Source organism: Scopulibacillus darangshiensis, from assembly GCF_004341035.1.
Lineage (GTDB): Bacteria > Bacillota > Bacilli > Bacillales > Sporolactobacillaceae > Scopulibacillus > Scopulibacillus darangshiensis.
In genome coordinates this window covers 39,864-65,270 of sequence record NZ_SLXK01000005.1, presented here as the reverse complement: position 1 = coordinate 65,270, position 25,407 = coordinate 39,864, and the positions used below count along the sequence as shown (strand labels likewise).

Here is a 25,407-nt window from a genome sequence, read left to right as displayed (position 1 = left end):
GAATGACAATTATTAATATCGCAGTGCTAATCGTTTTAATATTACTGACTGCATTTTTTGTATCAACTGAGTTTGCCATCGTAAAAGTCCGGAAAACAAAAATTGATACCCTTGCAGAAGAAGGGGACAAAAAAGCAATTGCCGCACAAAAGGTATTAAACAAACTTGATGCCTATTTATCAGCATGTCAATTAGGGATTACGATGACCGCTTTGGGGATCGGCTGGTTAGGGGAACCGACCATAGGCCATTATCTTGAACTTTTATTCGGTTATTTCCCATTGAGTGATGCTATCGCCTTAACTTTATCTGTGGTATTGGCGTTCGTGGTCATTACGATTATTCATGTCGTTCTTGGAGAGTTAGCGCCGAAGACCCTTGCCATCCAGCAAGCGGAAAAGGTTACGCTTTCCTTTGCCAGACCATTAATCGCTTTTAATTATGTGATGTATCCATTCATTTGGGTCTTGAACGGATCCGCCATTCTCGTTGCCAAACTTTTCGGTGCCAAGCCAATAAGTGAACAGGAGAATGTTCATACGGAAGAAGAATTGAGGCTCTTACTCTCTGAAAGCTATGAAAGCGGTGAAATCAATCAATCGGAATATCGTTATGTCAATCGGATCTTTGAGTTTGACGACCGCATAGCCAGGGAAATCATGGTCCCTAGGACTGAAGTTGTATGCTTATATCAAGATCGGTCCCTTGAAGAAAATATTGGGATCATGAGAAACGAAAAATATACCCGTTACCCGGTTGTTAAAGAGGATAAGGACCATGTTATAGGTGTGGTTAATATTAAAGAACTTTTTCACGCATCACTCGCCAGCAGGCAGGATCTGCAAAATTTTATCAGACCGATGATCAGTGTCTTGGAAACGATGCCGATCAAAAAATTATTAGTTAAAATGCAAAAAGAACGGGTCCACATGGCGGTTTTAATTGATGAATACGGCGGGACTTCAGGCATCGTCACAGTTGAGGATATACTTGAAGAAATTGTCGGAGAAATCCGTGATGAATTTGATGAAGATGAAGAACCGATGCTGCAAAAAAACGCTCAAGATGATTATATTGTTGATGGTAAAATGCTGATCGATGATCTTAATCATTTATTAAAAACAGACCTGCAGCACGAAGAGGTTGATACCATCGGAGGCTATATTTTATCAGAAAAGGACGATGTCGATGTCGGAACGATTGTAGAGACAAATGATGTGATACTCGAGGTTTTGGAAGCTGAAGGGACCCAAATTAAAAAGGTAAGTATCAAAAGCGTTCGTAAATAGGTTGCGTGTAAGGGGAGACATAATTTGGCGGGCACAGAGAAGTCTAATAAAAAGTTACTTCGTGAACTTAATCCACCGCAAATATTAGCGCTGGGTTTCCTATTACTAATTATTACGGGAGCCATTCTTTTATGGCTGCCCATTTCTACGAATAAATCCATTAGTTTTTTGGATGCCTTATTCACAGCGACTTCGGCAACGACAGTGACCGGGCTTGTCGTTGTTGACCCTGGAACGACATTTAATTTATTTGGCCAAATCGTCATTATGTGTTTGATCCAAATCGGCGGTTTGGGATTTATGTCATTTGCCGTCTTAGTGATCATGCTGCTTGGAAAAAGGATCGGGTTAAAGCAAAGGATGCTTGTTCAGGAAGCTTTAAATCAGCCTTCGGTCGGCGGTGTTGTCCGTCTTGTGAAGGTATTATTAATTTTTTCATTAGCCATTGAATTTGTGGCGACTTGCCTTTTATCATTGGATTGGGTACCAAAACTCGGCTTTTTTAAAGGTGTGTATTATAGCTTGTTCCACTCCGTCTCAGCTTTTAATAATGCCGGTTTTGCATTATGGCCCGACAGCCTGGCTAGATTTTACGACGACCCCGTCGTTAATCTCGTTATTACTCTGCTGATCATAACGGGTGGTCTTGGTTTTACGGTTTTGTCCGACATTTGGTACAGCAAGGAATTCCATCAGCTTTCACTACATTCCAAATTGATGATTGTTGGAACACTTACTATAAACGTGACGGCCGTTCTTATCTTTTTTGTTTTTGAATACCATAATCCGGATACAATCGGGAAAATGTCATTATTTGATAAGCTGCAAACATCTTATTTTCAAGGAATAACGCCACGGACTGCCGGTTTTCAGACCGTGGACATGTCCGACCTTCACCCTGGAACAGTTATTATTACAATCATGTTAATGTTCATTGGTGCCGGGAGCGGCTCTACGGCGAGCGGTATCAAAGTAACGACTTTTCTTGTCATATTGCTTGCAGTTATCACCTTTATCCGCGGGAAAAATGAACCGGTTGTATTTGGTAGAAGTATCCGATTTTCAACCGTCATACGAGCAATTTCTGTAGCTGTAATAAGTATGACAGTCTTATTTATTGGCACGCTTCTGTTGACGATAACTGAGCATGCATCATTCATCAGGTTACTGTTTGAATCTGTCTCTGCCTTTGGGACAGTGGGATTGTCAATGGGGCTCACTGATGATTTGTCGACACCTGGCCGCTGCATTATTATGTTTATGATGTTCTTTGGAAGGGTGGGGCCGCTAACTCTGGCATTCTCGCTTTCGGTACCCAAAAAAGGGAATATTCGTTTCCCAAATGGCGATGTCTTTACTGGATAATTTTTTTAGGATTAAGGGAATGATACTGTGGCTGCTCTAAATGGAATTAAGAATCCCAAATCAATAAAACTGAATCCACCTCAAATCTTGGCTTTGGGTTATACTGTATTTATTTTGTTAGGGGCCATCCTTTTATGGTTGCCAATATCAACGACAAAACCTATAAGTTTTTTGGATGCGCTATTTACAGCCACCTCAGCCACTACAGTCACAGGTTTAGCAGTTGTTGATTCTGGCACAGCGTTTACCCTTTTTGGGCAAATCATTATGTTATGCCTTGTACAAATTGGCGGGTTAGGTTTTATGAGCTTTGCTGTTCTTGTTATTATGCTGCTCGGAAAAAGGATCGGTCTCAAGCAGCGCATGCTGCTGCAGGAGTCATTGAACCATCCGTCGGTAGGAGGAATCATTCGTCTTGTTAGAATGATTTTGCTCATCTCTTTAGCTATTGAGCTCGTGGGCTTTATTTTTTTGTCATTGGTCATGATTCCAAAGCTGGGCTTTCTTAAAGGGGCGTATTATAGTCTCTTTCATTCCATTACAGCTTTCAATAATGCCGGGATTGCCCTCTGGCCAAAAAGTTTAGGACAATTTTCCAGTGACCCGATCGTAAATTTAGTCGTAACCCTGCTTATAACAACAGGGGGCATTGGCTTTACTGTATTGATTGATATTTGGTACAGCAAGGAATTCCATCAGCTTTCATTACATTCCAAACTGATGATATATGGGACCATTATTCTCAATGTTATAGCCATTCTGACCTTTTTTGTTCTCGAATACAATAATCCGGGTACCATTGGTGACATGACCTTGCAAGAAAAACTTTTGTCATCTTATTTTCAAGGTATTTCAGCTCGTACAGCGGGCTTTGGCACAATAGATTATGCCAATTTAGAACCGGGAACGGCTATTACCTTTATGCTGATGATGTTCATTGGAGGCGGAAGCGGATCAACCGCGAGCGGAATTAAAATCACGACGTTTCTCGTCATTATCCTTGCTGTTGTTTCATTTGTCCGCGGAAAAGATAAAACCATCGCTTTTAACAGAACGATCAGGATGTCGACTATCATGCGTTCGATTACAATCGTATTTGTTAGTTTAACTGTATTGTTTGTTGCTGTCATAGCTTTAATGATAACTGAAAACGGTCATGGGTCATTTCTGATAATATTATTTGAAACGGTGTCTGCCTTCGGAACCACGGGGGCTTCTATGGGATTGACTGGGGAGCTGTCAACGCCAGGCCGCTGGATTATCATGCTGATGATGTTCTTTGGCCGTCTAGGATTATTAACATTGGCTTTCTCATTGTCAGCGCCCGGTAAGCGCAACATCCGCTACCCTAACGGCGATGTGTTTACCGGATGAAAACAAGGGGTCAGCCCCCTTGTGGCTAGGCATCCCGTTCTTGCTCTTTTTTATGGACATAGACTTGGTGTGGATAAGGAATTTCGATATTATGTTCATCAAAGGCTTCTTTGATCGCTTTGCGTATTTCTCTTTCAACGCCGAATTGTTCGCCATTTACTGTTTGGGCAATAATGCGAATGACGACATCTGAACTACCAAGTGTTTGCACGCCAAGAACATCAGGGCCTTCGATAATTAGCTCATTTTCCTCTTTTATCCGTTTGCAAATCGCTTGTAAAACACCCAAAGCGTTATCAACATTCTCATCATAAGAAATCCCGATGTCAACGAGGGCTCTCATATTTCCTCTTGAATGGTTGCTTAAACTTGAAATTTCACGATTGGGAACAAAATGAAGCGTCCCATCGAACCCTCTCAATTGCGTTGTTTTCAAACCAATTTCTTCTACAACGCCATCATAGCCGGCTAAAGTGACGTAATCACCGACATCCATTTGTCTTTCAAGCAGCAGGAAAAAGCCTGTGACGACATCACTTACAAGGCCTTGCGCACCAAATCCAATGGCAAGTCCTACTATGCCTGCACCGGCAATCAGTGCGGACACATCAAAATGGAAAATGCCGAAAAGGATAACAATCAAAATAAAGGATAAGACGTAGGAAAAGATGTTTTTTGTGAGGCGTTCTAAAGTGTGTACACGCCCAATAGATGCCGCTTTCTTTCCTTTAACCTTGGTGAAGGTATGGTCAATAAATCGTTCGCCAACTTTTTTGGCGATCCAAAATACAATTAGAATGACAATAATCTTTAGGATAATAAAACCGGTGTTTTTTAAAATGTCTTCCCAATGGATCTTTGCTAGCAAGTCGATCATCATCTCAGCTCCTTATACGGGTATCATTATTAGGAAACACTATTTAGGGAATACTAATTGAAATTATAAACGATAATAAGAGGAGTCTTCAAATGATAACATTCATTTGAGAAATGTTGTTTTACAGCCTTTTTGGTTAGGCTATCTGCCTAGATTAAATTTATTATCATTTAAAATTGACTTAAATTTAGGCGTGTACTATAATGACTATTGTAACCTCAGATCAAAGAGGAAAATGTACCAGGAGGGATTTAGATTATGCCAGAACGTATGGTAGGTAAACAGGCTCCCCGCTTTGAAATGGAAGCCGTATTACCAAACAAGGAATTTGGTAAAGTCAGCCTTGAGGAAAATATGAAAAATGATAAGTGGACAGTCCTTTTCTTTTACCCTATGGACTTCACTTTTGTTTGTCCGACTGAGATCACAGCTCTAAGCGACCGTTTCGATGAATTCGAGGATCTTGATGCAGAGGTTGTTGGTGTTTCTACAGATACGATACACACACACCTTGCTTGGATTAATACGCCGCGCGAAGATAACGGTCTAGGAGATCTTAAATATGCTCTTGCCGCGGATCATAATCAAGAAGTTACAAGAAAATACGGTATTCTAATCGAAGAAGAAGGCGTTGCACTCCGCGGTCTCTTCATCATTAACCCCGAAGGAGAATTGCAATACAGCGTTGTTAACCACAACAATATCGGCCGTGATGTTGATGAAACACTGCGTGTGCTGCAAGCCCTCCAAACAGGCGGACTTTGCCCGGCGAACTGGAAGCCTGGTCAAGATACACTTAAAGTTTAATTAAAAATCATACTTAAGGGATCTAACTTTTATGTTAGATCCTTTTTTTGTACTTTAAGAAAGTTTAAATTCGCTAAAGCGAAAAAGCGGTATAAAGTATAAGTGCAACTAAGGCTTTCGCCGTAAAAAGTAAAAGCTTGGCGATAAGCCAAGTTTTCTTTAGTTAATCAGAAAGTATAAACTTTCCGACGCACATAAGTGCAGCTAAGCCTCTGGCTGCGCCTGTGAAAGGCTTGCCAATCGGCAAGTTTTCTTTAATGGACTAAGGGATGTCAAAACCCTATTAAATAAATGGGATTTTGATGCAATAAAGTGGGGAGATAATCGAAGAAATCTCAAAAAAAATCGCAATAATGTAGTGTTTTTATAGCAAAATGAAGCCATGTTGAAAGAAATGTCTTATTCTTAGCATATTTCAATCATTTGAGCCATGGTTATTTATTTCGAAATCCGATATATTTATATAACGCTCTGTTTTTGGATCATTTCCAATTAGAACGGGCTGGCTTCAAAAGATATGAAGGATGGGTGGTGCAAGCGTTGGACACTTTCAAACGTCTCAAAGAGTTTTACTGGCCATATAAGAAGCTATTCTTCGGGTCAATTTTCTTTTTACTGTTTGTTACAGGCATTAGTGTTGTTTATCCAATTATGCTGCAGCAAACAATAGACCGGGTCATCATTGGAAATCATTTTAATCTTGTTCCTTATCTGGCTATCGGCTTTCTATTAATTATGGCGGTCAAAGGTCTTTCATCGTATTTTCATCAGTATTGGGGAGATCTGTTCGGGATCAGCTCCGTTTATAATTTACGAAAGGCGCTTTATAAAAAACTGCAATATTTGCCGTTTCGTTATTATGATAATGCGAGAACAGGGGACCTTATGTCACGGTTAACAGCGGATGTTGAGGGATTTAGGTTCTTTCTGTCTTTTGGTTTTGCCCAATTGTTTAACTTTATTTTAATCATTGGTTTCAGTCTCGTGGTCATGTTTTATTACTCCTGGGAGCTGGCGTTGATTACTTTATTAATGACGCCCTTTTTGGGAGTGGCTGTCTATAGATTTGACAGAAGAGTCCATCCGGCATTCCGAAAAATCAGATTGTCGCTTGCTGGAATGAATACCAGAGTTCAGGAAAATGTCAGCGGGATGAACACAGTTAAGTCTCTATCAAGAGAAGACTATGAAATTAATCGCTTTTCTTCGAGCAATAATAAATATAAAACAGATTATCTTGATACATCCGAGATCTGGGCTAAATATTTCCCTTTAATGGAGTTCATCGGCGATATTTGTGTCGTATTATTATTAGCCCTTGGCAGTTATTTTGTAACGATTGACCGCATTCAGCCTGGAGAACTCGTTGCCTTCTTCAGCCTTGTATGGTACATCATGGACCCTTTAATGGGGTTGGGCTTTATTATTAATACCTTCTCACAATCTAAGGCTTCAGGTGAGAGGCTACTGCAGGTTCTTGATGAGCCAGAGGACATCTACTCACCGGACGGTGCCATCGTGACTGATCAATTAAAGGGGCATGTTGCCTTCGATCACGTATCATTTAAGTATCCTAGCGAGGATAAGTACGCATTGGAGGATGTCTCTTTTGAAGCAAAACCGGGTCAGGTGATTGGCCTAATGGGAGCAACAGGGGCCGGGAAATCGAGCATAACCCAGCTTATAGCCCGTTTTTATGATGTGACATCAGGACAAATCTTAATTGATGGCGAGTCTGTTGATCAATATGAACTAAAATCATTAAGGAAAAATATTGGTTTTGTCCTGCAGGAAAATTTCTTGTTTTCATCAACAATCCGGGACAATATCGCTTACGGAAATCCCGATGCCACAGATGAACAGGTGATTGATGCAGCGAAGCGTGCTCAAGCTCATGAGTTCATCAGCCAAATGCCTGATGGCTATGATACAGTGCTTGGTGAACGGGGCATGGGCCTTTCGGGTGGCCAAAAACAGCGAATCTCGATTGCAAGAGCATTGCTTGTGAATCCAAGCATTCTTATCTTGGATGACGCAACAAGTGCGGTGGATATGCAGACAGAAGCTAAGATTCAAGAAGCTTTTAGGGAATTGATGAAGGGGCGAACAACTTTCATCATCGCCCACCGAATTTCATCAGTCCAGCATGCTGATGAAATTATCGTTCTGGAGAATGGCAAGGTTATTGAGAGAGGCGTCCATAAAGAGCTGCTTGAACAAACGGACGGAACCTATAAGAGAATCTATAACATTCAGTATAAGGATGCAGATTTAATCAAACAAAAGGTCTATTAGGAGGTGAGGGAATGAATAAGGATGCAACGACAGAATCAAGGCGGGGAAAAGAAAGATTTTACTATAAGACTGATAATGTCATCGAAAAACCATTTAACTGGAAGCAGCTTTCAAGATTATTCGGATACATGAAGCCTTATTTGAAAACATTGATTCCATACGCCATATTATCGATGATTGTTGGAACAGCCGTCAGGCTTATTGTCCCGATTATTATTGGTGTATACGCTTTTGATAAAGCAATAAAAAACAAGGATTACACGCTGCTTTCCATTTTGGTTGCCATAACAGCGCTCTTGTATTTGGCAAACTATATAAGTAATGTCTACCGGATCAGGTTAACGAACAAGCTTGGTCAATATGTGATCCATGACTTGAGAAAGCATTTGTTCAACCATGTTCAACGGTTGTCACACCGTTTTTTTGACTCACGGTCTGCGGGTTCAATTTTGGTCCGAATTATTAATGATGTCAATTCATTGCAAGATTTGTTTACGAACGGTGTTATTAATACCTTAATGGATTTAGTGATGCTTATAGGCATATTTGTCATTCTCTTTTCCTTGAGTCCGCAGTTGGCTTTAGCTGTGCTGATCGTTATGCCTTTAATGTTTCTTATATCAACAAAGCTTAGACGCAGTATTCGTCGTTCCTGGCAGAAGGTCCGTTTGAAAATGTCAAAATTGAATTCACATTTAAATGAAAGTATTCAAGGGGTCAGGGTAACCCAATCCTTTACACAGGAGAAAGAAAACATGTCTTTCTTTAATGGCGTTAATACGGAAAACTATGATGCCTGGCGGGAAGCAACGCAAAAAAACGCTGTATTTCGCCCGTTTGTCGACATGTCTAATGCGATAGGTTCAGTGATTTTAATTTGGTACGGCTCCCATTTAATTAATGTAGGGACCATTGAGATCGGCGTTTTTGTTTCCTTTGCCTTTTATCTCGGTATGTTCTGGGCACCGATTTCGAGGCTTGGTCAAGTTTACAATCAGCTGCTTGTCGCCATGGCGTCCTCGGAACGGATTTTCGAATTTCTTGATGAAAAACCAAACGTAAAAGAAAAGCCGGATGCGAAGAGCATGGATAACATCAATGGAACAATTGAGTTATCTGACGTTGAATTCAGCTATGACGAAACCCGAAAAGCCCTAAAGGGCATTAATCTCCACATTGAAGCTGGGGAAGCGTTTGCTCTTGTTGGCCATACCGGATCAGGCAAGACGACCATTGCCAACTTAATTGGCCGATTCTATGATCCAACCAAAGGCAAGGTAAGTTTTGATGGGATCGATATCATGGATATAAAATTGGATGAACTAAGAGCGGGCGTCAGTACAGTGCTCCAGGATACCTTTGTTTTCTCAGGAACGATCATGGAAAACATTCGCTTCGGCCGCCCGGATGCCACGGATGACGAGGTCATTAAGGCGGCGGAGGCTGTAGGAGCAAACCATTTTATAGAAAGACTGGCTGACGGCTTCTTAACGGAAGTGGAAGAGCGCGGCAACGTCTTATCAGTTGGTGAGAGACAGCTGTTGTCGTTTGCGAGGGCACTGCTTGCAAACCCTAAGATTCTTATATTAGACGAAGCAACGGCAAGCATCGATACAGAGACGGAGCTTATCATTCAAGAGGCAATGAAGAAATTGTTAAAAGGCCGAACGTCAATCATCATTGCCCACAGGCTCTCGACCATTCGGGACGCTGACAAAATCGTTGTTATGGAAGAAGGAAATATTTTGGAACAAGGCAATCATGATGAACTTATGAAAAAACACGGTAAATACTTTGAGCTCGTTGTTAGTCAATTTAATAATGCAGAAATTGCATAATACAAAAAATAAAAAACCGCGAAGAGCGGTTTTTTATTTTCTATTTTGTTCAGACTTTAAAAGACAATGGATTTAGTATATTATAACGGTAAAAGGATTAAATTTGTATATTGTTATGTGAAATGAATCACAAATTTGAAAATATAACACATTAGGGAATAGGAGGTGGCACCTTTGGCAGAATGGGCAGGTATCATTGTATTATGGATTTTGTTTTACGGTTATCTTATCGTTGCTTCAATTGATTTCGGTGCAGGGCTTTTTTCCCTTTACGAAAGATTAGCGGGCGGAAAGCTTGTGCTGAATGATTTTCTCCGCCAATACTTATCCCCATTTTGGGAAGCAGCGGGCGCTTTGACTATTCTTTTCTTTGCTGTTGTGCTCGATTTTTACCCTAAGACAGCTGAATATTTCCGTCCGGCACTGCTTATCCCGGGGATGATCGTGTTAGTTTTAATTGTCATTAGGTGTTCCTTCTATGCCTACAATCATAACGGGATGACAAGGAGTAATATTCATTTATTCTTGTATGGATTAACAGGCCTCATGATTCCTGCAGTGCTTTCCACAGCTTTAACCCTTAGTGAAGGCGGCTATATCCATGAGGGCGGGGGACATATCATTTCTATTTTTGGCCGCTTAATGACGAGCTTTTATACGTGGGCGGTTATTATACTTGCCGTGATCAGTGTCCTTTATATAAGCGCGATGTTCCTGATCTTTTTAGCGTCAAAAGTGGGCAATCAGCCTGCTATGGAAAAATTAAGGACCTATGCCTTAGCAATGAGCGTGCCGACGGTTTTAGCAAGCGGTCTCGTATTTGCGGCGCTGCAAATTCATAACCCTGAGCACTTTAATAATATGCTGAATCTGGCTTGGATGTTTTTACTGTCGCTCGTCAGTTTTTTTATTGCGGTTACTTTGGTATTTCGCAAAATGGCATATGGCACAGCGTTTTTCTTTGTATTGCTTCAATTTTTCTTTGCCTTTTTCGGCTATGGGATCTCCCATTTACCTTATATTCTTTATCCATTAATTAGAGTAAATACAGGTCTTTCTAATTTATCAGGGAGTGCTTATGTCATTGTCTTCATTGGATCAATGGCAGCGGCTCTCGCCATACCAATGTTGATTTTATTGACCCGGTTAGCTAGATTAGATATAAGGGCTTTATATGATATGGAGGAATGATCGTGAAAAAACAATTCGCAGTGATTGGCCTTGGCCGGTTTGGCGGCAGTATTTGCCGGACTCTAAGCGAAGAGGGCGCGGAGGTCCTGGCTATTGACATGGACGAAGATCGCGTCAATGAATTCACACCCATCGCAACTCATGCGGTTATCGCTGATTCAACTGATGAAAGTGTGCTGAAAAGCTTAGGGCTCCGAAATTTTGACCATGTGATTGTAGCGATTGGCGATAATCTTCAAGCGAGCATTTTAACAACGTTAATGTTGAAGGAATTAGGAGTCAAAAAAGTTACAGCTAAAGCGCAAAATGATTATCATGAGAAGGTTTTGAATAAAATTGGGGCTGACAGGGTGGCACATCCTGAGAGGGATATGGGCGTTAGAGTTGCCCATAATATAACATCCTCAAGTGTGCTCGATTATCTGGAACTATCCCATGAACATAGCATAGTAGAGGTTATTGCCGGGCGAAAGATGGACGGGAAGACACTTATTGAGCTGGATGTCCGGGCCAACTATGGCGTCAACATCGTTGCAATTAAAGTGGGCGGGAAGATTAATGTGTCGCCAAGAGCCGACCAAACGGTTCACAGCGGGGATATTTTGATCGTCATTGGCTCAGACTCAGATATCGACCGTTTTAAAAAACAACTATTGGAAAACGAATAACTTGTTAATATAAATGTAAAGCTCCCTTCCAAATGGATAGGGAGCTTTATTTTCAATCAATTTCCATAATAATCGGAAGGATCATTGGTTTACGGCGGGTCTTATCATAAAGGAATGGCGCCAAAGTATCGGTGATTTCATTTTTAATTTCAGACCACTGTCTTGTTTTTCTCTCCATTACAGTTTGCAAATGCCTGCTTAACAGAACTTGAGCGTCATTAATCAGATCTCCGGATTCTCTCATATAGACAAAACCTCTTGATATGATATCAGGTCCGGCAAGCACTTTGTGCTCCTTCATGTTAATGCTGACGACGACAATGACAAGGCCTTCTTCGGAAAGGATTTTTCTGTCTCTCAATACGATGTTGCCGATATCACCTATTCCGTTGCCGTCAATATATACTGAGCCGGAAGGGATTTTCCCGGCAACACTGGCTTCATTGCTTTCAAGGGCGAGCACATCGCCATTGTCCATTATAAAGGAGTGGTCAAGCGGTACACCGCAATCTCTGGCAAGCTCCATATGTTTTTTTAGCATGCGGTATTCCCCATGGATAGGCATGAAGAACTTTGGATTAATTAAGCGAAGCATTAACTTCTGTTCTTGCTGACCGCCATGGCCTGATGTATGAATATCGCTTAATGGTCCATGAATGACTTCTGCACCAGCGCGATACAATTGGTTAATTGTTTTATTAACGCTCACTGTGTTCCCTGGTATTGGGGATGATGAGAACACAACGGTATCGCCAGGTATGATTTGGATTTGCCGGTGTGTGCCGTTTGCGATCCGGGACAAAGCAGCCATTGGTTCCCCTTGGCTCCCGGTACAAAGGATCGTTACTTTGTTTTCCGGCAGGCGATTAATTTGCTGATGGTCGATGAAAGTTTCTTTGGGAGCTCGAATGTAACCTAATTCTTGTCCAATTGTAATTGAAGCTTCCATGCTTCTGCCAAAAACAGCAACCTTTCTGCCCGTGCTAACGGCAGCTTCTACGACTTGCTGAAGTCTGTGAATATTGGATGCAAAGGTTGCAAAGATAATTCTTCCTTTTACTTTGCGGAAAATATCAGTAATATTTTCTCCAACTTGACGTTCTGACATGGTGAAATTAGGTACCTCAGCATTTGTGCTGTCTGAAAGCAGACATAACACGCCTTCTTTGCCGATTTCGGCCATTTTGGTCAAGTTAGCCGGCATCCCAACGGGAGTGAAGTCAAATTTAAAGTCTCCGGTATGAACGATATTGCCCGGAGGTGTTTTGACAACGATCCCATATGAATCAGGGATACTGTGCGTTGTTCTGAAAAAGGCTACAGAAGTTTTTTGGAATTTAATTACATCATCTTCACCAATGATGTGGAGCTTCGTCCGTCTTAACAACCCATGCTCCTCAAGTTTGTTTCTAATTAGCCCGGCAGCAAGCTTCCCGGCGTAAATAGGTATGTTCACTTGTCTTAACAGATAAGGAACGCCGCCGATATGGTCCTCATGGCCGTGTGTGATAAACAGACCTTTTATTTTTTCTTCATTTTTCACCAGGTAAGTATAATCAGGAATGACATAATCAATACCAAGAAGCTCATCTTCAGGGAATTTAATGCCAGCATCAATTAGGATAATTTCATCCTGGAATTGGACAGCATAGGTGTTTTTACCGATCTCACCTAAGCCTCCTAATGCAAAAACTGCTGTTTGATGGTTTTTTACAAATTTCATATTTTATATCTTCTCCATTTTAAAATTCTCCGAGGATTTTTCGTAATTTAGAAAATCCCCTTCTAGTCCTTGGATAAATTCAATGTTATATTGGCGGTCAGCCAGGTTCTTTCGAACAACACGCTCACTGTCTGCTTCCATATATAACGTTTTTGTATTTTCCCTAATCGGTACTTCTTGTTTTGATTCCTGATATAACACTTTGTAAATCATGTCAACCTCTCCTTATATGTCCTGTAGAACTAATCTTCCTCTATTATATAGGAAACACAAATGTTTTTCATTAATATTCATGTTCCCTTGATTCAAAGTAATATTTGGCCGGCGCCTTTAGAAACGCCGGCCGTGTGATTAACCCTGTGCTAAACGGTTTTTATTGTTTAGCAGATCTCTCATCCGTCTCAGCCATCTTTGTTTCACTTTTCGTAACATGGTCATCCCTCCTTGATGTCTTACCAGGTGAAATGAGGAAAGCTTGACCACACAATAGACACATGGCTTATTTTATTTTGCGCAAAAATACTGTGAACCATGTATGTTTGATATAAAACACCAATGTTAGTTTGGACAAAAGACTTGAGATGCATAAGTTTTTTTAGTAAACTGTTATAATTATTATTGGCGCATCAAAGAAATGCCCATCAATGAAAAGCTAGGAGGATTCAGCCCGTGACCAAACAAAAAATTGTCTTTTTTGATATTGATGGCACATTATTAGATCATGAAAAACAGATCCCGGATTCTACAAGGCAGGCTATAAAACATTTGCAAGAAAATGGTGTTATTACGGCAATTGCAACTGGAAGGGCTCCGTTCATGTTTGAGGAGATCCGCAAAGAGCTTAATATTAATACATTTGTAAGCTTCAACGGGCAATACGTTGTCCATGACAATAATGTCGTATTTAAAAATCCACTTTCGGCTGAAGCTCTCGTGTTGTTAGAAGAAAAGGCGACAGCTGCTGGTCACCCGATGGCGTTTTTTTCCTCGGAATCAATGGCATCAAATCGGGATGGCGACCCCTTTATAAAAACAAGCTTCAATGATTTGAAAATGAACCCGCCGTTATTTGATATGTCGTTCCATAATAACAATGAGATTTATCAAGCCCTTTTATTCTGTGAGGCAAACGATGAGGCTGAATATCTTAAATTGAAATCTGATTTTGAATATATTAGGTGGCACCAATATTCAACAGATGTTATTCCCGCCGGGGGCTCTAAAGCATTGGGGATCAAACAGTTATTAGATAGTCTTAAAATAGATGTAAGACACACGTATGCCTTTGGCGATGCACTTAATGATATCCAGATGCTATCATTTGTAAATTACGGGATTGCAATGGGGAATGCTTTGGATGAAACCAAAAATGCCGCGCGGTTTATTACAAAACATGTTGACCAAGATGGCATTTACCATGGCTTGCAAGAAGTCGGGTTACTCACAGGTGTATAAATAAAGAAAACTTGGCTTATCGCCAAGGCCTTAATGGCGAAAGCCTTAGTTGCGCTTATACTTTATTCCGCCTTTCCCGCAAAAGGGAATTTAAATTATCATAAAGTATAAAGAAAACTTGGCTTATCGCCAAGTTTTTTATCTATCAGTAGGAACACCGTCAGGAATCTTGAAAGGATCGTTATGATTTATATGATCATAAAACATAATGCCGTCAAGGTGGTCTATTTCATGTTGGATGGCAATCGCCGGCATTCCTTTAAGCTTTAGCGTAACCTCTTTATTGTCCAAGTCGAAAGCGCGGACCTTAACACGCGCAAACCGTGGGACAATGCCTGGGACGTCGCGGTCAACGGACAAGCAGCCTTCACCGCTTTCTAGATAAGTTTTCTCTACTGAATGACTCACTATCTTGGGATTAAACAATGCGTATTTATGGAGTTTACCTTTATCGTCATCTAAATATAATGCAATCATTCTCTTGCTGATGCCGATTTGCGGTGCAGCAAGACCAATTCCCGGTCTTAACTGATATTTATTTGCTATCTCTTCATCTTGACTGTTTATAAGAAATTCAAGCATTTGTTTTAATGTATTGCTTTCTTCCTTCGTCGGAGGTAATTCAACAGGCACAGCCGTCTCCCTTAATATTGGATTACCTTCCCTAATGATGTCATCCATAGTTAGCATGTTTCCAAACACTCCTATCTGGTCTTATCGATCAGCCATTCACTATGTACATTTTACCATAATGACTATTAACATAAAAATAATTGATTATTTATTGAAGGCCTGTATCTTGCGGGATACAAGCCTTTATTATTAAAGTTTAGATTCCTACTGAAGCGCCGACAATAATCAGCAAGATGAAAAGAACGACAATTAATATAAAGTTGCGATTGTCACCGCATGCCGGCTGACAACCCCATCCAGCCGGTGACACCATTGGACCATGATTTGCCATATTTGCAGGTCCCATTTGGTGACAACCGCAGCCCATTGGTCCTATCGGCGCCATTGGCGCATTAGCCATATGTGCCGGGCTGACTGGATGTTGAGGCATCATATTTGGTTCCCAATTTCCCATATTCCCCATATTCGCCATATTCCCCATGTTGCTCATGTTCTCCATGCCAATACCTCCCATTAAAATATAACTGGTACATTTATAACATATGTTTTTTGCCCTGATGAGTTTGTATGTACGCCTATATAAGTTATGCTATACTAATTTACATTGGCGAATGACGTGTTGCCAAAAGGGGGGACATGCTTGAACAGAGTTAAGTCAATCGCAACATTAGTTGCGGTTTGTTTGCTTTTTGCCGGCTGTAGTTTCACTCAAGGTCCAGGTGAAAAAATTCAACATGGACTTGATAAATCGGCTTCAATTGAAGGTGATTTTAAAGAGCTGCAGCAGTCACTTGTCAGGGCAGAAAATCGTGAACAAAAACTTTACAATAACATCCTTGACCTCGATTTATCCAAAAACGAAAAAGAGATTGCAAGCTTAAGTGAACAAGCAACAAAATCGGCAAATAAACGGGAACAGTTGATGAGAAAAGAAAAAGAAATCATCGATCATGCGTACGAAACATTCATTCAGATAAAGGATGACATTAAAGAATTGAATGATCCTAGGGCAAAAGAGGATGCAGTGTTTCTCGTAAAAACCATGGATAAGCGTTACGGTGCATTCAGTAAACTTTACAAAAACTATATGGCTGCAATTGAATGCGATCGCAAGCTCTATGATTTATTAAAAGAAAAGAATGTGACGTTTGAAACATTGCAGAATCAGCTGGAAAAAACGGACAATTATTATAAGGAAATAAAAGCAAATCAAGATGACTTTAATAAGGCGACAAAAACATTCAACCAGGCCAAGTTATCCTTTTATAAACATGCGGATATAAAGAAATAAATACGGAAGTTATCGGTTACATAGATTAAAACAGATATGATACAGTCTGCTCTTTTGTACTGTAACAGTTTATGGAATGATATCTAAACGCTTATTATTGACTTATTTTAAGCAGTTATTATACACTTATGTAGGGCGGTCGTTGTATTAGTCCTTATATTATTTTTCATTAAGACAGTTTTAAGGTGTCATTTTTGAAAGACTATAAATAACACTTTTCTAATAGCAGCATAATGGAAGCGTTGGTTCAAATAAAACATGGTGATTAATTCAAAGGGAATTCGGGAAAAACAATGAGGAATGATTGTCCCATTTTATAAGATTTATTACCACATTCATTAAAATAAAAGAATCTCATTTTACCCATACTGCTATTAGGTCATAAGGCTTAATTTTTAATCAATAAGGAAGAGGTGAAAGGATTGGCTACAAAAAAGCTTGAAAAAGTTGAGAAGCAATTTGAAATGGTTCAAATTCTCAATGAAGATGGAGAAATTGTAAATGAAAAGGCGATGCCTGATCTCTCTGATGATGAATTAAAAGAATTGATGAAACAAATGGTTTACACTAGAGTGTTGGATCAACGTGCTATTTCACTTAACAGACAAGGGCGTCTGGGATTTTACGCTCCTGTTGCCGGGCAAGAGGCATCGATGCTTGCAAGCCAATTTGCAATGGATAAGGAGGATTGGCTGCTGCCGTCATACCGTGACATCCCACAATTGATTTGGCACGGTTTGCCTTTAACAAAAGCCTTTCTATATTCCAGAGGACATTTTGAAGGCGGAAGAATTCCGGATGGTGTCAATGCGTTAATGCCGCAAATTATTATTGCAGCGCAATGTACACAAACAGCAGGGATTGCATTAGGGCTTAAAAAACGCGGGAAGAAAAATGTCGCCTTTACATATTTCGGTGACGGTGCAACATCACAGGGGGACTTTTATGAAGGTATAAACTTTGCGGGCGCGTATAATGCTCCAGCGGTCTTTATATCCCAAAATAACCATTTTGCGATTTCGGTTCCTGTTGAGAAACAAACTGCTGCAAAAACATTGGCACAGAAGGCAGTTGCAGCTGGTATTCGCGGTGTTCAAGTTGACGGCATGGACCCATTAGCTGTTTATGCTGTTGCCAAAGAAGCGCGTGAACATGCCATCAAAGGTAATCCTACATTAATCGAAACGATTACTTACCGTTATGGTCCGCATACAATGGCTGGTGATGACCCGACTCGTTACCGTACCGAAGATCTTGATAACGAGTGGGAAAAGAAGGATCCGCTTGTCCGTTTCCGTAAGTTCCTTGAAGGCAAAAATCTATGGTCAAAAGAAGAAGAAGACAAAATTGTTGATCAGGCGAAAGAGGATATCAAAAAGTCAATTAAAGAAGCGGATAAAACGCCAAAACAAAAAGTAACTGATCTCATTGGCATTATGTTTGAAACACTTCCTCACAATTTGGCTGAACAACTGGAAGAATATCGTAAAAAGGAGTCGAAATAACCTATGGCGCAAATGACAATGATTCAAGCAATAACTGATGCGCTTCGCACTGAACTCAAGAACGATGAGAACGTCCTTGTTTTTGGTGAAGACGTAGGTAAAAATGGCGGTGTATTTAGAGCCACAGAAGGATTACAGGATGAATTCGGCGAAGACCGCGTTTTTGATACACCGCTTGCAGAGTCTGGAATCGGCGGTTTGGCGCTTGGTCTTGCTATGCAAGATTATCGCCCTGTTATGGAAATTCAATTTTTTGGGTTCGTTTTCGAAGCAATGGACAGCGTCGCTTCCCAAATGGCCCGCCTGCGCTATCGGTCAGGAGGCCAATATCATGCACCTGTGACAATTCGTGCACCATTTGGGGGCGGTGTAAAAACGCCTGAATTGCATGCTGATAACTTAGAAGGCCTTTTTGCCCAAACAGCGGGATTGAAGGTTGTTATCCCTTCTAATCCATATGATGCCAAGGGGTTGCTGATTTCCGCTATTCGCGATAACGATCCAGTCATTTTCCTTGAACACATGAAACTCTATCGTTCTTTCAGAGGGGAAGTTCCTGAGGAAGAGTATACTGTCGAGCTTGGCAAGGCTAATGTTGTACGCGAGGGAAGCGATGTGACGATCGTCACTTATGGTGCAATGGTTCAGACATCTTCAAAAGCCGCCGAGCTTCTCGAAAAAGAAGATATCAGTGTTGAAATCATTGATTTAAGAACGGTCAGTCCGATTGACGTTGATACAATCATAAAATCCGTTGAAAAAACGAATCGCGTTGTCGTTGTTCAGGAAGCACAAAAACAAGCAGGTATCGCGGCAAATGTTATAGCAGAAATAAATGAGCGTGCTATCCTGCATTTGGAAGCTCCAGTAGGCCGTGTTACTGCACCGGATACCGTCTTCCCATTTGCTTCAGCGGAAAATGTCTGGCTGCCGGATGAGAAGGATGTCGTCGCAAAAGTTAAAGATATTTTGAATTTCTAATTGGCACAAAAAGGAGGCAACCCGTTCATGGCATATAATTTTAAAATGCCGGATATTGGTGAAGGTATTCACGAAGGTGAAATCGTTAAGTGGTTCATCAAAGCCGGTGACGAAGTAAAAGAAGATGATGTTCTGGCGGAAGTGCAAAACGATAAAGCTGTTGTCGAAATTCCATCCCCTGTTGATGGCAAGGTGTTGGAAGTAAAGGTCGACGAAGGAGCCACGGTTGAAGTGGGAACAACCATCGTTACCTTCGACGCTGAAGGCGAAGATGATAGTGAAGCAGAAGAAGAGGATAAGAACGAAGCACCTGTGTCCGACGAGAAGAAAGAGGAGTCCAAAGAGGACAAACCTGAAGCTAAAGTAAATGAAGATGAAGAAGAAGTAAGCGAAAAGCGTGTCATTGCTATGCCTTCTGTAAGAAAATACGCTAGAGAAAAAGGCGTTAATATTAGTAAGGTTACAGGTTCAGGAGATAATGGCCGCGTGCTTAAAGATGATATTGAAAAATATCTGTCTGGTGATCAAGAAACACCTGAACAAGAAGGAACACATGAAAAAGCCGAGGCAAAAACGGAAGAAAAAGCTGCTCAAAGCGAAACTGTCCAAGTTGGTCAAGAAACCCGTGAAAAAATTCGCGGCATGCGTAAAGCGATTTCTAAAGCAATGGTTAATTCCAAGCATACCGCACCTCACGTGACCCTTATGGATGAAGTCGATGTCACGAAGACTGTGGCACATCGCAAAGCATTCAAAGCTGAAGCGGCGGATCAAGGTGTTAAACTGACCTACTTGCCGTATGTTGTAAAAGCTCTTGTGTCAACATTGAAAGACTATCCAGTGCTTAATGCATCAATCGATGATGAAAATGAAGAAATCGTGTACAAGCATTATTACAATATCGGCATTGCCACAGATACTGATAATGGTCTTCTTGTACCTGTAATTAAAGACGCTGATCGCAAATCCATGTACCAAATGGCAAATGAAATCAGCGGATATGCTGAAAAGGCCCGTGATGGCAAGCTCTCCGGTGACGATATGAAAGGCGGCTCTTGCACAATCACGAACATTGGTTCAGCAGGAGGACAATGGTTTACACCGGTTATCAATCACCCGGAAGTAGCTATTCTTGGCATCGGCCGGATTGCCGAAAAAGCTGTTGTTCACGATGGTGAAGTTGTTGTAGCGCCTGTTCTTGCGTTATCATTAAGCTTTGACCACCGTCTTATTGATGGTGCTACCGCACAGAACGCGTTAAATAAAATAAAAAGGTTGTTGAATGATCCACAACGACTAATAATGGAGGGGTAAGCGAATGGTAGTAGGTGAATTTACTACAGAGGTCGATACAGTTGTCGTTGGTGCTGGTCCGGGAGGATATGTCGCGGCAATAAGAGCGGCACAACTAGGACAAAAAGTAATCATTATTGAGAAAGGTGAACTTGGCGGTGTTTGTTTGAATGTGGGATGTATTCCATCTAAAGCGCTTATTAGTGCCAGCCACCGTTATGAGCATGCCCAAGATTCTGATGACATGGGGATTTCAACTGAGAAGGTAACCCTGGACTTTGCCAAGCTTCAGGATTGGAAAGGCTCCGTCGTTAACAAATTAACAGGCGGTGTTGAAGGTCTTTTGAAAGCAAATAAAGTTGAAATCGTTAAAGGTGAAGCTCTGTTTGTCGAAAAAGATGAAGTTCGTGTTAACAGCGGCTATGAGTCAACACGTTATAAGTTCAATAACTGTATCATTGCTACAGGTTCAAGCCCGATTGAATTGCCGACTTTCAAATGGAGTGACCGCGTTATTTCTTCAACCGGTGCCCTTGCTTTGAAAGAAGCGCCTAAGAAAATGGTTGTTATTGGCGGCGGTTATATCGGCGTTGAGCTTGGCAGCGCTTATGCCGGTTTCGGAACTGAAGTCGTTATCCTTGAAGGGTCTAAATCTATTCTTCCAGGGTTTGAAAAGAAAATGAGTGCCATTGTGAAAAAACGCCTTAAGAAAAAAGGTGTTGTCATGCACACTGAAGCGATGGCACAAGGTGTTGAAGAAACGAAAGACGGCGTAAAAGTCAAAGCCGAAATTAAAGGTAAGGAAGAAACCTTTGAGGCAGATTACGTGTTAGTTACAGTCGGCCGCCGTCCGAATACTGAAGAACTTGGACTGGATATGGCTGGTATCGAAACGACTGACCGCGGTTTGATTAAAGTTGACAAACAGTGCAAAACAAATGTTGACGGCATCTACGCGATTGGTGATATCGTAGCGGGTCCTGCACTTGCTCATAAAGCCTCTTATGAAGGTAAGGTTGCAGCTGAAACGATCAGCGGTGAACATGCTGAAGTGGATTACTTAGCCATGCCGGCGGTTGTCTTCTCTGACCCCGAACTTGCTTCGGTTGGCCTAACCGAGAGTGAAGCTAAGGAACAGGGCTACGATGTGAAAGTCGCACAATTCCCATTTGCAGCAAGTGGCCGTGCCCTATCACTTAATGATACTGATGGCTTCATGAAGCTTGTCACTCGCAAAGAAGACGGACTTGTTATCGGTGCACAAATTGCCGGAACAGGTGCAAGTGACATGATTTCTGAATTAGGTTTGGCGATTGAAGCGGGTATGACTGCTGAGGATATCGCGCTCACTATCCATGCACACCCTACTTTGGGTGAAATTGCAATGGAAACTGCAGAAGTTGCCCTTGGCATGCCGATCCATATCGCAAAATAAATATAGTGTTATTAAACCAAAAGACCATCATCTTATTTTAGATGATGGTCTTTTGACGTAAGCTGCAAGCTTATTGTAAATATAATCCCACTTCTTGTCGCCTTGGATCGTGACAACCTGCTTTTTATTTGATATGAGGACCAGAGCAGGATATTTTTTTATATGCAGAACTCTGGCGAGGCTTGCTTGCCTTTCAGCCTGATAAATATGAATGTCATAAGAATGATTGGGTAGCCGGTCTTTCATCATTAATAAGGCATAATAATATTCTCCAACCATACTTGTGTTTTCATTGGTAAGAACGATCGTATGCAGCCCGCCACCTTTTAGCTGCCGCAATAGATCGGACGTATGATCATTTGATTTGGCCTCACCGCTGGATACAAAAAGCAACAATACAAAAGGAAGGATTTTTGCTATTTTTATTAAATGCATGATATTCCTCCATTACTGTCGTTCTCGATGAGCTAGCCATATTCTATCATGATTTAATGCCAAATCCCCGCGTGGTAGCGATTTGTTATGAAATTGCAACGCTCCTCTAATAGAGTGTTAAAAAACACACTTTTCCGTTACAATGATTTATGGGGGTCATAAAACAATTGGCAGAAGTCCCCAAGTTAATGTCAGATTACATATAGACGGGTGAGGATTATAAGTGAAAAAAGTTATCTTTCTAGCAATGACCTTATTAATCGTATTAGCAGGGTGTGCATCTAACGAAACCGGTTCAGCAAGCACAAAAAATCAAAAGCATGAACAGGGCGATGGGCCGAAGGAAAAAAAGGAGCATCGTAAAGAAGCGACTAAGGAAGCAAGTGGCCAAGCAAATGCAAAGCAGCCTGATAAAGTCATTAAAAAAGAGGGTGTGCAAACGGCGCAATATGAGGTTGATCCCAAGACATGGACGGTTAAGCCAATCGACCCTAATGGCAATAAAAAGGTTGTCTTAATTACAATTGACGATGCTCCTGATGAACATGCTTTGGAAATGGCGAAGAAACTTAAAGCCATGCATGTCGGGGCCATTTTTTTCCTCAATGGCCATTTCTTAAATACAGATGAGAAAAAGCAGGTTGTGAAGAAAATTAGTGATATGGGTTTCTTTTTAGGTGACCACACTTATTCTCATGCGGATCTTACAACTTTATCAAAACCTGAGCAGAAAAAAGAGATGATGTCTGTCTACAGTCAAATAAAAGATATAACGGGTAATCCGCCGCACTTCTTTAGAGCCCCTTATGGAAAGAACACGGATTATACAAAAGAGCTGGCAAAGGATAACAATATGACACTTATGAATTGGGCGTTTGGTTATGACTGGAATAAAGAGTATGAAAATCCAGATGCCTTGACTAAAATAATGACCGATAACCCATATCTGGTTAATGGATCAATTTTGTTGATGCATGACCGTGACTGGACGAATATTGCACTTAAAGGTATTATCAAAGGCTTAAAAAAGAAAGGCTATACGATGCTTGATCCTAGGCTAATAAAAACACAATAAGGACATCCTTTTATGACAGATACGAAATAAATATGACATACTATTGGGGTTGACATCGGCAATAATGTGTCATATTATATGAGTATCATAAAGCGCTTACAAAAAAGGAGCTGGGTAAATGGGAATCATCATTTGTCAAAAGTGCAACTGCACCATCGACCATGTGGAGGATTCAAAAGTAAGAACACTGTATAGTAAATGCCCGGACTGTAAAAATAAGAAGGAAAACAAAAAGTAATCTATAACGAGCTTTGAAAATAAATAATGGCAGCTGTCACAGTGATGGTGTGACAGCTGCCATTTTTATATTCATTTTATTGGTGCTGCTTCCTTAACAACTTTTAAAAACTTTAGCTCTAAGTCTTCAGGTCCTTGTACAGGCAAACCGGCTTCAATATTTTCAATAATGTAATCCAGATTTTCCCGGGTAATAATTTCACCTGGTGTGAAGATTGGAATGCCCGGCGGATAGACCATGACAAATTCCGCTATAATTCGCCCTTCGGATTCCCAAAAAGGGACCGATTCTGATTCAGCATAGAAAGCCGACCTAGGGGATAAAGATAACTTTGGCATTTGCGGGACGTGCACCGGCAAGGCTTTATGTTTTAGGACCTGTCCTTCAGCTTCAAAAAATGCCGCCATATGTTCCAAAGCAGTAATTAACTTATCAACTGTCGTTTGCGAGTCGCCAGGTGTGACAAGACAGAGTATATTATATAAGTCAGAAAGTTCGACTTCAATGTGATGATGTTCCCTGAGCCAAACCTCTGCATCATACCCGGTGATCCCCAAACTTTTTACCGATATTAAAAGTTTCGTCGGATCAAAATCATAAGTGGCTTTGGAACCAAGGATTTCCTTACCGACACAATAGAGGCCTTTAATTTCATTTATTTTAACCCTGGCATATTCAGCAAGCTTAATGGCAATGGTTATTTGTTCATGTCCTTCTGTCGCCAAATAACGCCTGGCGGCATCGAGTGACGCAAGTAAAATATATGATGTTGATGTCGTTGTCAGCATGCTGATCACTGATTGGACCCTGTTAGCCGATACAAGCCCCTCTCTGACATTCAATACTGAACTCTGGGTCAATGAACCGCCGAGCTTATGGACGCTTGTAGCAGCCATATCTGCGCCTGCCTGCATCGCAGAAACCGGCAGTTGCTCATGGAAGTGGATATGAACCCCATGGGCCTCATCAACCAAGACGGGGATGTTATAGTCGTGTGCCAGGTTAACAATTGATTTGAGGTTACCCGCAATGCCAAAATAGGTTGGGTTTATAATTAACAGTGCTTTGGCATCAGGGTGCTGATTTAAAGCATTTTGGACCGCATCAGATGAGATGCCATGTGAAATACCTAATTCACGGTCAATTTCCGGATAGACGAAAATCGGTGTGGCACCGGAAAAAATAATGGCTGACAATACCGATTTGTGAACGTTTCGTGGTACGATGATTTTATCACCCGGCGAGCAAACAGACAGCACCATTGTCATGATCGCTCCGCTTGTTCCCTGGACAGAGAAAAAGGTTGCATCTGCCGAGAAAGCCTCTGCAGCAAGTTCTTGTGCCTTTTGGATCATCCCATGAGGCTGATGCAAATCGTCAAGCGGCGCAATGTTAATTAAATCAATGGCTAAGGCATTTTCACCTATGAAATCTCGGAATTCAGGATCCATGCCTTGTCCCTTTTTGTGGCCCGGGATATGAAATTGAATCGGATTGGATTCGATAAATTTTAGCAAACCAGTAAAAAGTGGTGTTTCATGTTGAGACAATAGCTGCACCTCATTTTATTCAAACTAGATCTATCATAGTCTAATTCATCATCCTTATTCAAGCGGAATTTTAATAATCTATAGAAGGG

23 protein-coding genes are annotated in these 25,407 nt (G+C 41.1%); 16 read left to right on the top strand and 7 right to left on the bottom strand.

Going from position 1 to position 25,407, the window contains the following annotated elements; genetic code table 11:
- Window positions 1-2: 2 nt before the first annotated feature.
- From EV207_RS05525 to EV207_RS05515, 3 genes are read left to right on the top strand one after another with little or no spacing between them, the layout of a single operon-like run.
- On the top strand, window positions 3-1,289 hold the full coding sequence (locus tag EV207_RS05525) for a hemolysin family protein (protein ID WP_132744485.1): 1,287 nt from the start codon (window positions 3-5) through the stop codon (window positions 1,287-1,289).
- 24 nt (window positions 1,290-1,313) lie between these two features.
- Window positions 1,314-2,654: a TrkH family potassium uptake protein gene (locus EV207_RS05520; RefSeq protein WP_132744483.1), complete on the top strand. Its 1,341-nt coding sequence runs from the start codon at window positions 1,314-1,316 to the stop codon at window positions 2,652-2,654.
- A gap of 27 nt (window positions 2,655-2,681) precedes the next feature.
- Window positions 2,682-4,028: a TrkH family potassium uptake protein gene (locus tag EV207_RS05515; protein ID WP_243646956.1), complete on the top strand. Its 1,347-nt coding sequence runs from the start codon at window positions 2,682-2,684 to the stop codon at window positions 4,026-4,028.
- A 25-nt stretch (window positions 4,029-4,053) separates the two neighbouring features.
- Here EV207_RS05515 and EV207_RS05510 read toward each other — a convergent pair whose 3' ends face one another.
- The gene (locus EV207_RS05510) at window positions 4,054-4,905 is read right to left on the bottom strand and encodes a mechanosensitive ion channel family protein (protein ID WP_132744662.1); all 852 of its coding nucleotides are present in this window, start codon (window positions 4,903-4,905) and stop codon (window positions 4,054-4,056) included.
- 258 nt (window positions 4,906-5,163) lie between these two features.
- On the opposite strand from EV207_RS05510, the gene EV207_RS05505 reads away from it, so the two are divergent.
- The 5 genes from EV207_RS05505 (at window position 5,164) to EV207_RS05485 (ending at window position 11,704) form a co-directional block, all read left to right on the top strand.
- On the top strand, window positions 5,164-5,712 hold the full coding sequence (locus tag EV207_RS05505; protein ID WP_132744481.1) for a peroxiredoxin: 549 nt from the start codon (window positions 5,164-5,166) through the stop codon (window positions 5,710-5,712).
- Window positions 5,713-6,252: 540 nt separating this feature from the next.
- The gene (locus EV207_RS05500; RefSeq protein WP_132744479.1) at window positions 6,253-8,007 is read left to right on the top strand and encodes an ABC transporter ATP-binding protein; all 1,755 of its coding nucleotides are present in this window, start codon (window positions 6,253-6,255) and stop codon (window positions 8,005-8,007) included.
- Between the two features lie 11 nt (window positions 8,008-8,018).
- Complete coding sequence (locus EV207_RS05495; protein WP_132744478.1) at window positions 8,019-9,845, top strand: ABC transporter ATP-binding protein; 1,827 nt, start codon at window positions 8,019-8,021, stop codon at window positions 9,843-9,845.
- Window positions 9,846-10,019: 174 nt separating this feature from the next.
- Window positions 10,020-11,036: a cytochrome d ubiquinol oxidase subunit II gene (locus EV207_RS05490; protein ID WP_132744476.1), complete on the top strand. Its 1,017-nt coding sequence runs from the start codon at window positions 10,020-10,022 to the stop codon at window positions 11,034-11,036.
- Window positions 11,033-11,704: a potassium channel family protein gene (locus EV207_RS05485; RefSeq protein ID WP_132744474.1), complete on the top strand. Its 672-nt coding sequence runs from the start codon at window positions 11,033-11,035 to the stop codon at window positions 11,702-11,704. Before EV207_RS05490 ends, EV207_RS05485 begins: the two co-directional genes overlap by 4 nt.
- A gap of 52 nt (window positions 11,705-11,756) precedes the next feature.
- Here EV207_RS05485 and rnjA read toward each other — a convergent pair whose 3' ends face one another.
- Both rnjA and EV207_RS05475 read right to left on the bottom strand, forming a co-directional pair.
- Window positions 11,757-13,427, bottom strand: coding sequence for a ribonuclease J1 (rnjA, locus tag EV207_RS05480; RefSeq protein WP_132744472.1), 1,671 nt, complete (start codon window positions 13,425-13,427; stop codon window positions 11,757-11,759).
- Between the two features lie 3 nt (window positions 13,428-13,430).
- On the bottom strand, window positions 13,431-13,640 hold the full coding sequence (locus EV207_RS05475; protein ID WP_132744470.1) for a DNA-dependent RNA polymerase subunit epsilon: 210 nt from the start codon (window positions 13,638-13,640) through the stop codon (window positions 13,431-13,433).
- A gap of 456 nt (window positions 13,641-14,096) precedes the next feature.
- Between EV207_RS05475 and EV207_RS05470 the strand changes: the two genes are divergently transcribed.
- Window positions 14,097-14,882: a Cof-type HAD-IIB family hydrolase gene (locus EV207_RS05470; protein ID WP_132744468.1), complete on the top strand. Its 786-nt coding sequence runs from the start codon at window positions 14,097-14,099 to the stop codon at window positions 14,880-14,882.
- Window positions 14,883-15,020: 138 nt separating this feature from the next.
- Here the strand turns inward: EV207_RS05470 and def are convergent, their stop codons facing one another.
- Window positions 15,021-15,572, bottom strand: a complete 552-nt coding sequence (gene def / locus EV207_RS05465) for a peptide deformylase (RefSeq protein ID WP_132744466.1) — start codon at window positions 15,570-15,572, stop codon at window positions 15,021-15,023.
- Between the two features lie 139 nt (window positions 15,573-15,711).
- Entirely contained in the window at window positions 15,712-16,014 is a 303-nt protein-coding gene (locus tag EV207_RS23675) for a YjcZ family sporulation protein (RefSeq protein ID WP_279389171.1), read from the bottom strand.
- Window positions 16,015-16,155: 141 nt separating this feature from the next.
- On the opposite strand from EV207_RS23675, the gene EV207_RS05455 reads away from it, so the two are divergent.
- From EV207_RS05455 to lpdA, 5 genes are all read left to right on the top strand, one after another.
- Entirely contained in the window at window positions 16,156-16,806 is a 651-nt protein-coding gene (locus EV207_RS05455) for a YkyA family protein (protein ID WP_165886840.1), read from the top strand.
- Between the two features lie 464 nt (window positions 16,807-17,270).
- Entirely contained in the window at window positions 17,271-18,311 is a 1,041-nt protein-coding gene (pdhA, locus tag EV207_RS05450; protein ID WP_132744658.1) for a pyruvate dehydrogenase (acetyl-transferring) E1 component subunit alpha, read from the top strand.
- A gap of 3 nt (window positions 18,312-18,314) precedes the next feature.
- Window positions 18,315-19,292: an alpha-ketoacid dehydrogenase subunit beta gene (locus EV207_RS05445; protein WP_132744462.1), complete on the top strand. Its 978-nt coding sequence runs from the start codon at window positions 18,315-18,317 to the stop codon at window positions 19,290-19,292.
- Window positions 19,293-19,319: 27 nt separating this feature from the next.
- Window positions 19,320-20,606 (top strand): dihydrolipoamide acetyltransferase family protein, encoded by a 1,287-nt coding sequence (locus EV207_RS05440; protein WP_132744460.1) that lies wholly within the window; start codon window positions 19,320-19,322, stop codon window positions 20,604-20,606.
- Window positions 20,607-20,610: 4 nt separating this feature from the next.
- Complete coding sequence (gene lpdA / locus EV207_RS05435) at window positions 20,611-22,020, top strand: dihydrolipoyl dehydrogenase (protein ID WP_132744458.1); 1,410 nt, start codon at window positions 20,611-20,613, stop codon at window positions 22,018-22,020.
- A 27-nt stretch (window positions 22,021-22,047) separates the two neighbouring features.
- Here lpdA and EV207_RS05430 read toward each other — a convergent pair whose 3' ends face one another.
- Window positions 22,048-22,455, bottom strand: a complete 408-nt coding sequence (locus EV207_RS05430; protein ID WP_132744456.1) for a hypothetical protein — start codon at window positions 22,453-22,455, stop codon at window positions 22,048-22,050.
- A gap of 223 nt (window positions 22,456-22,678) precedes the next feature.
- Here EV207_RS05430 and EV207_RS05425 point away from each other — a divergent pair, with 223 nt between their 5' ends.
- Together EV207_RS05425 and EV207_RS05420 are read left to right on the top strand one after the other, a co-directional pair.
- A complete protein-coding gene (locus EV207_RS05425) occupies window positions 22,679-23,530 on the top strand; it encodes a polysaccharide deacetylase family protein (RefSeq protein ID WP_243646955.1) in 852 nt (283 codons plus the stop codon).
- 118 nt (window positions 23,531-23,648) lie between these two features.
- A complete protein-coding gene (locus EV207_RS05420; protein WP_132744454.1) occupies window positions 23,649-23,768 on the top strand; it encodes a GapA-binding peptide SR1P in 120 nt (39 codons plus the stop codon).
- A gap of 71 nt (window positions 23,769-23,839) precedes the next feature.
- Here EV207_RS05420 and EV207_RS05415 read toward each other — a convergent pair whose 3' ends face one another.
- The gene (locus tag EV207_RS05415; RefSeq protein WP_132744452.1) at window positions 23,840-25,318 is read right to left on the bottom strand and encodes an aminotransferase class I/II-fold pyridoxal phosphate-dependent enzyme; all 1,479 of its coding nucleotides are present in this window, start codon (window positions 25,316-25,318) and stop codon (window positions 23,840-23,842) included.
- Window positions 25,319-25,407: the final 89 nt, after the last annotated feature.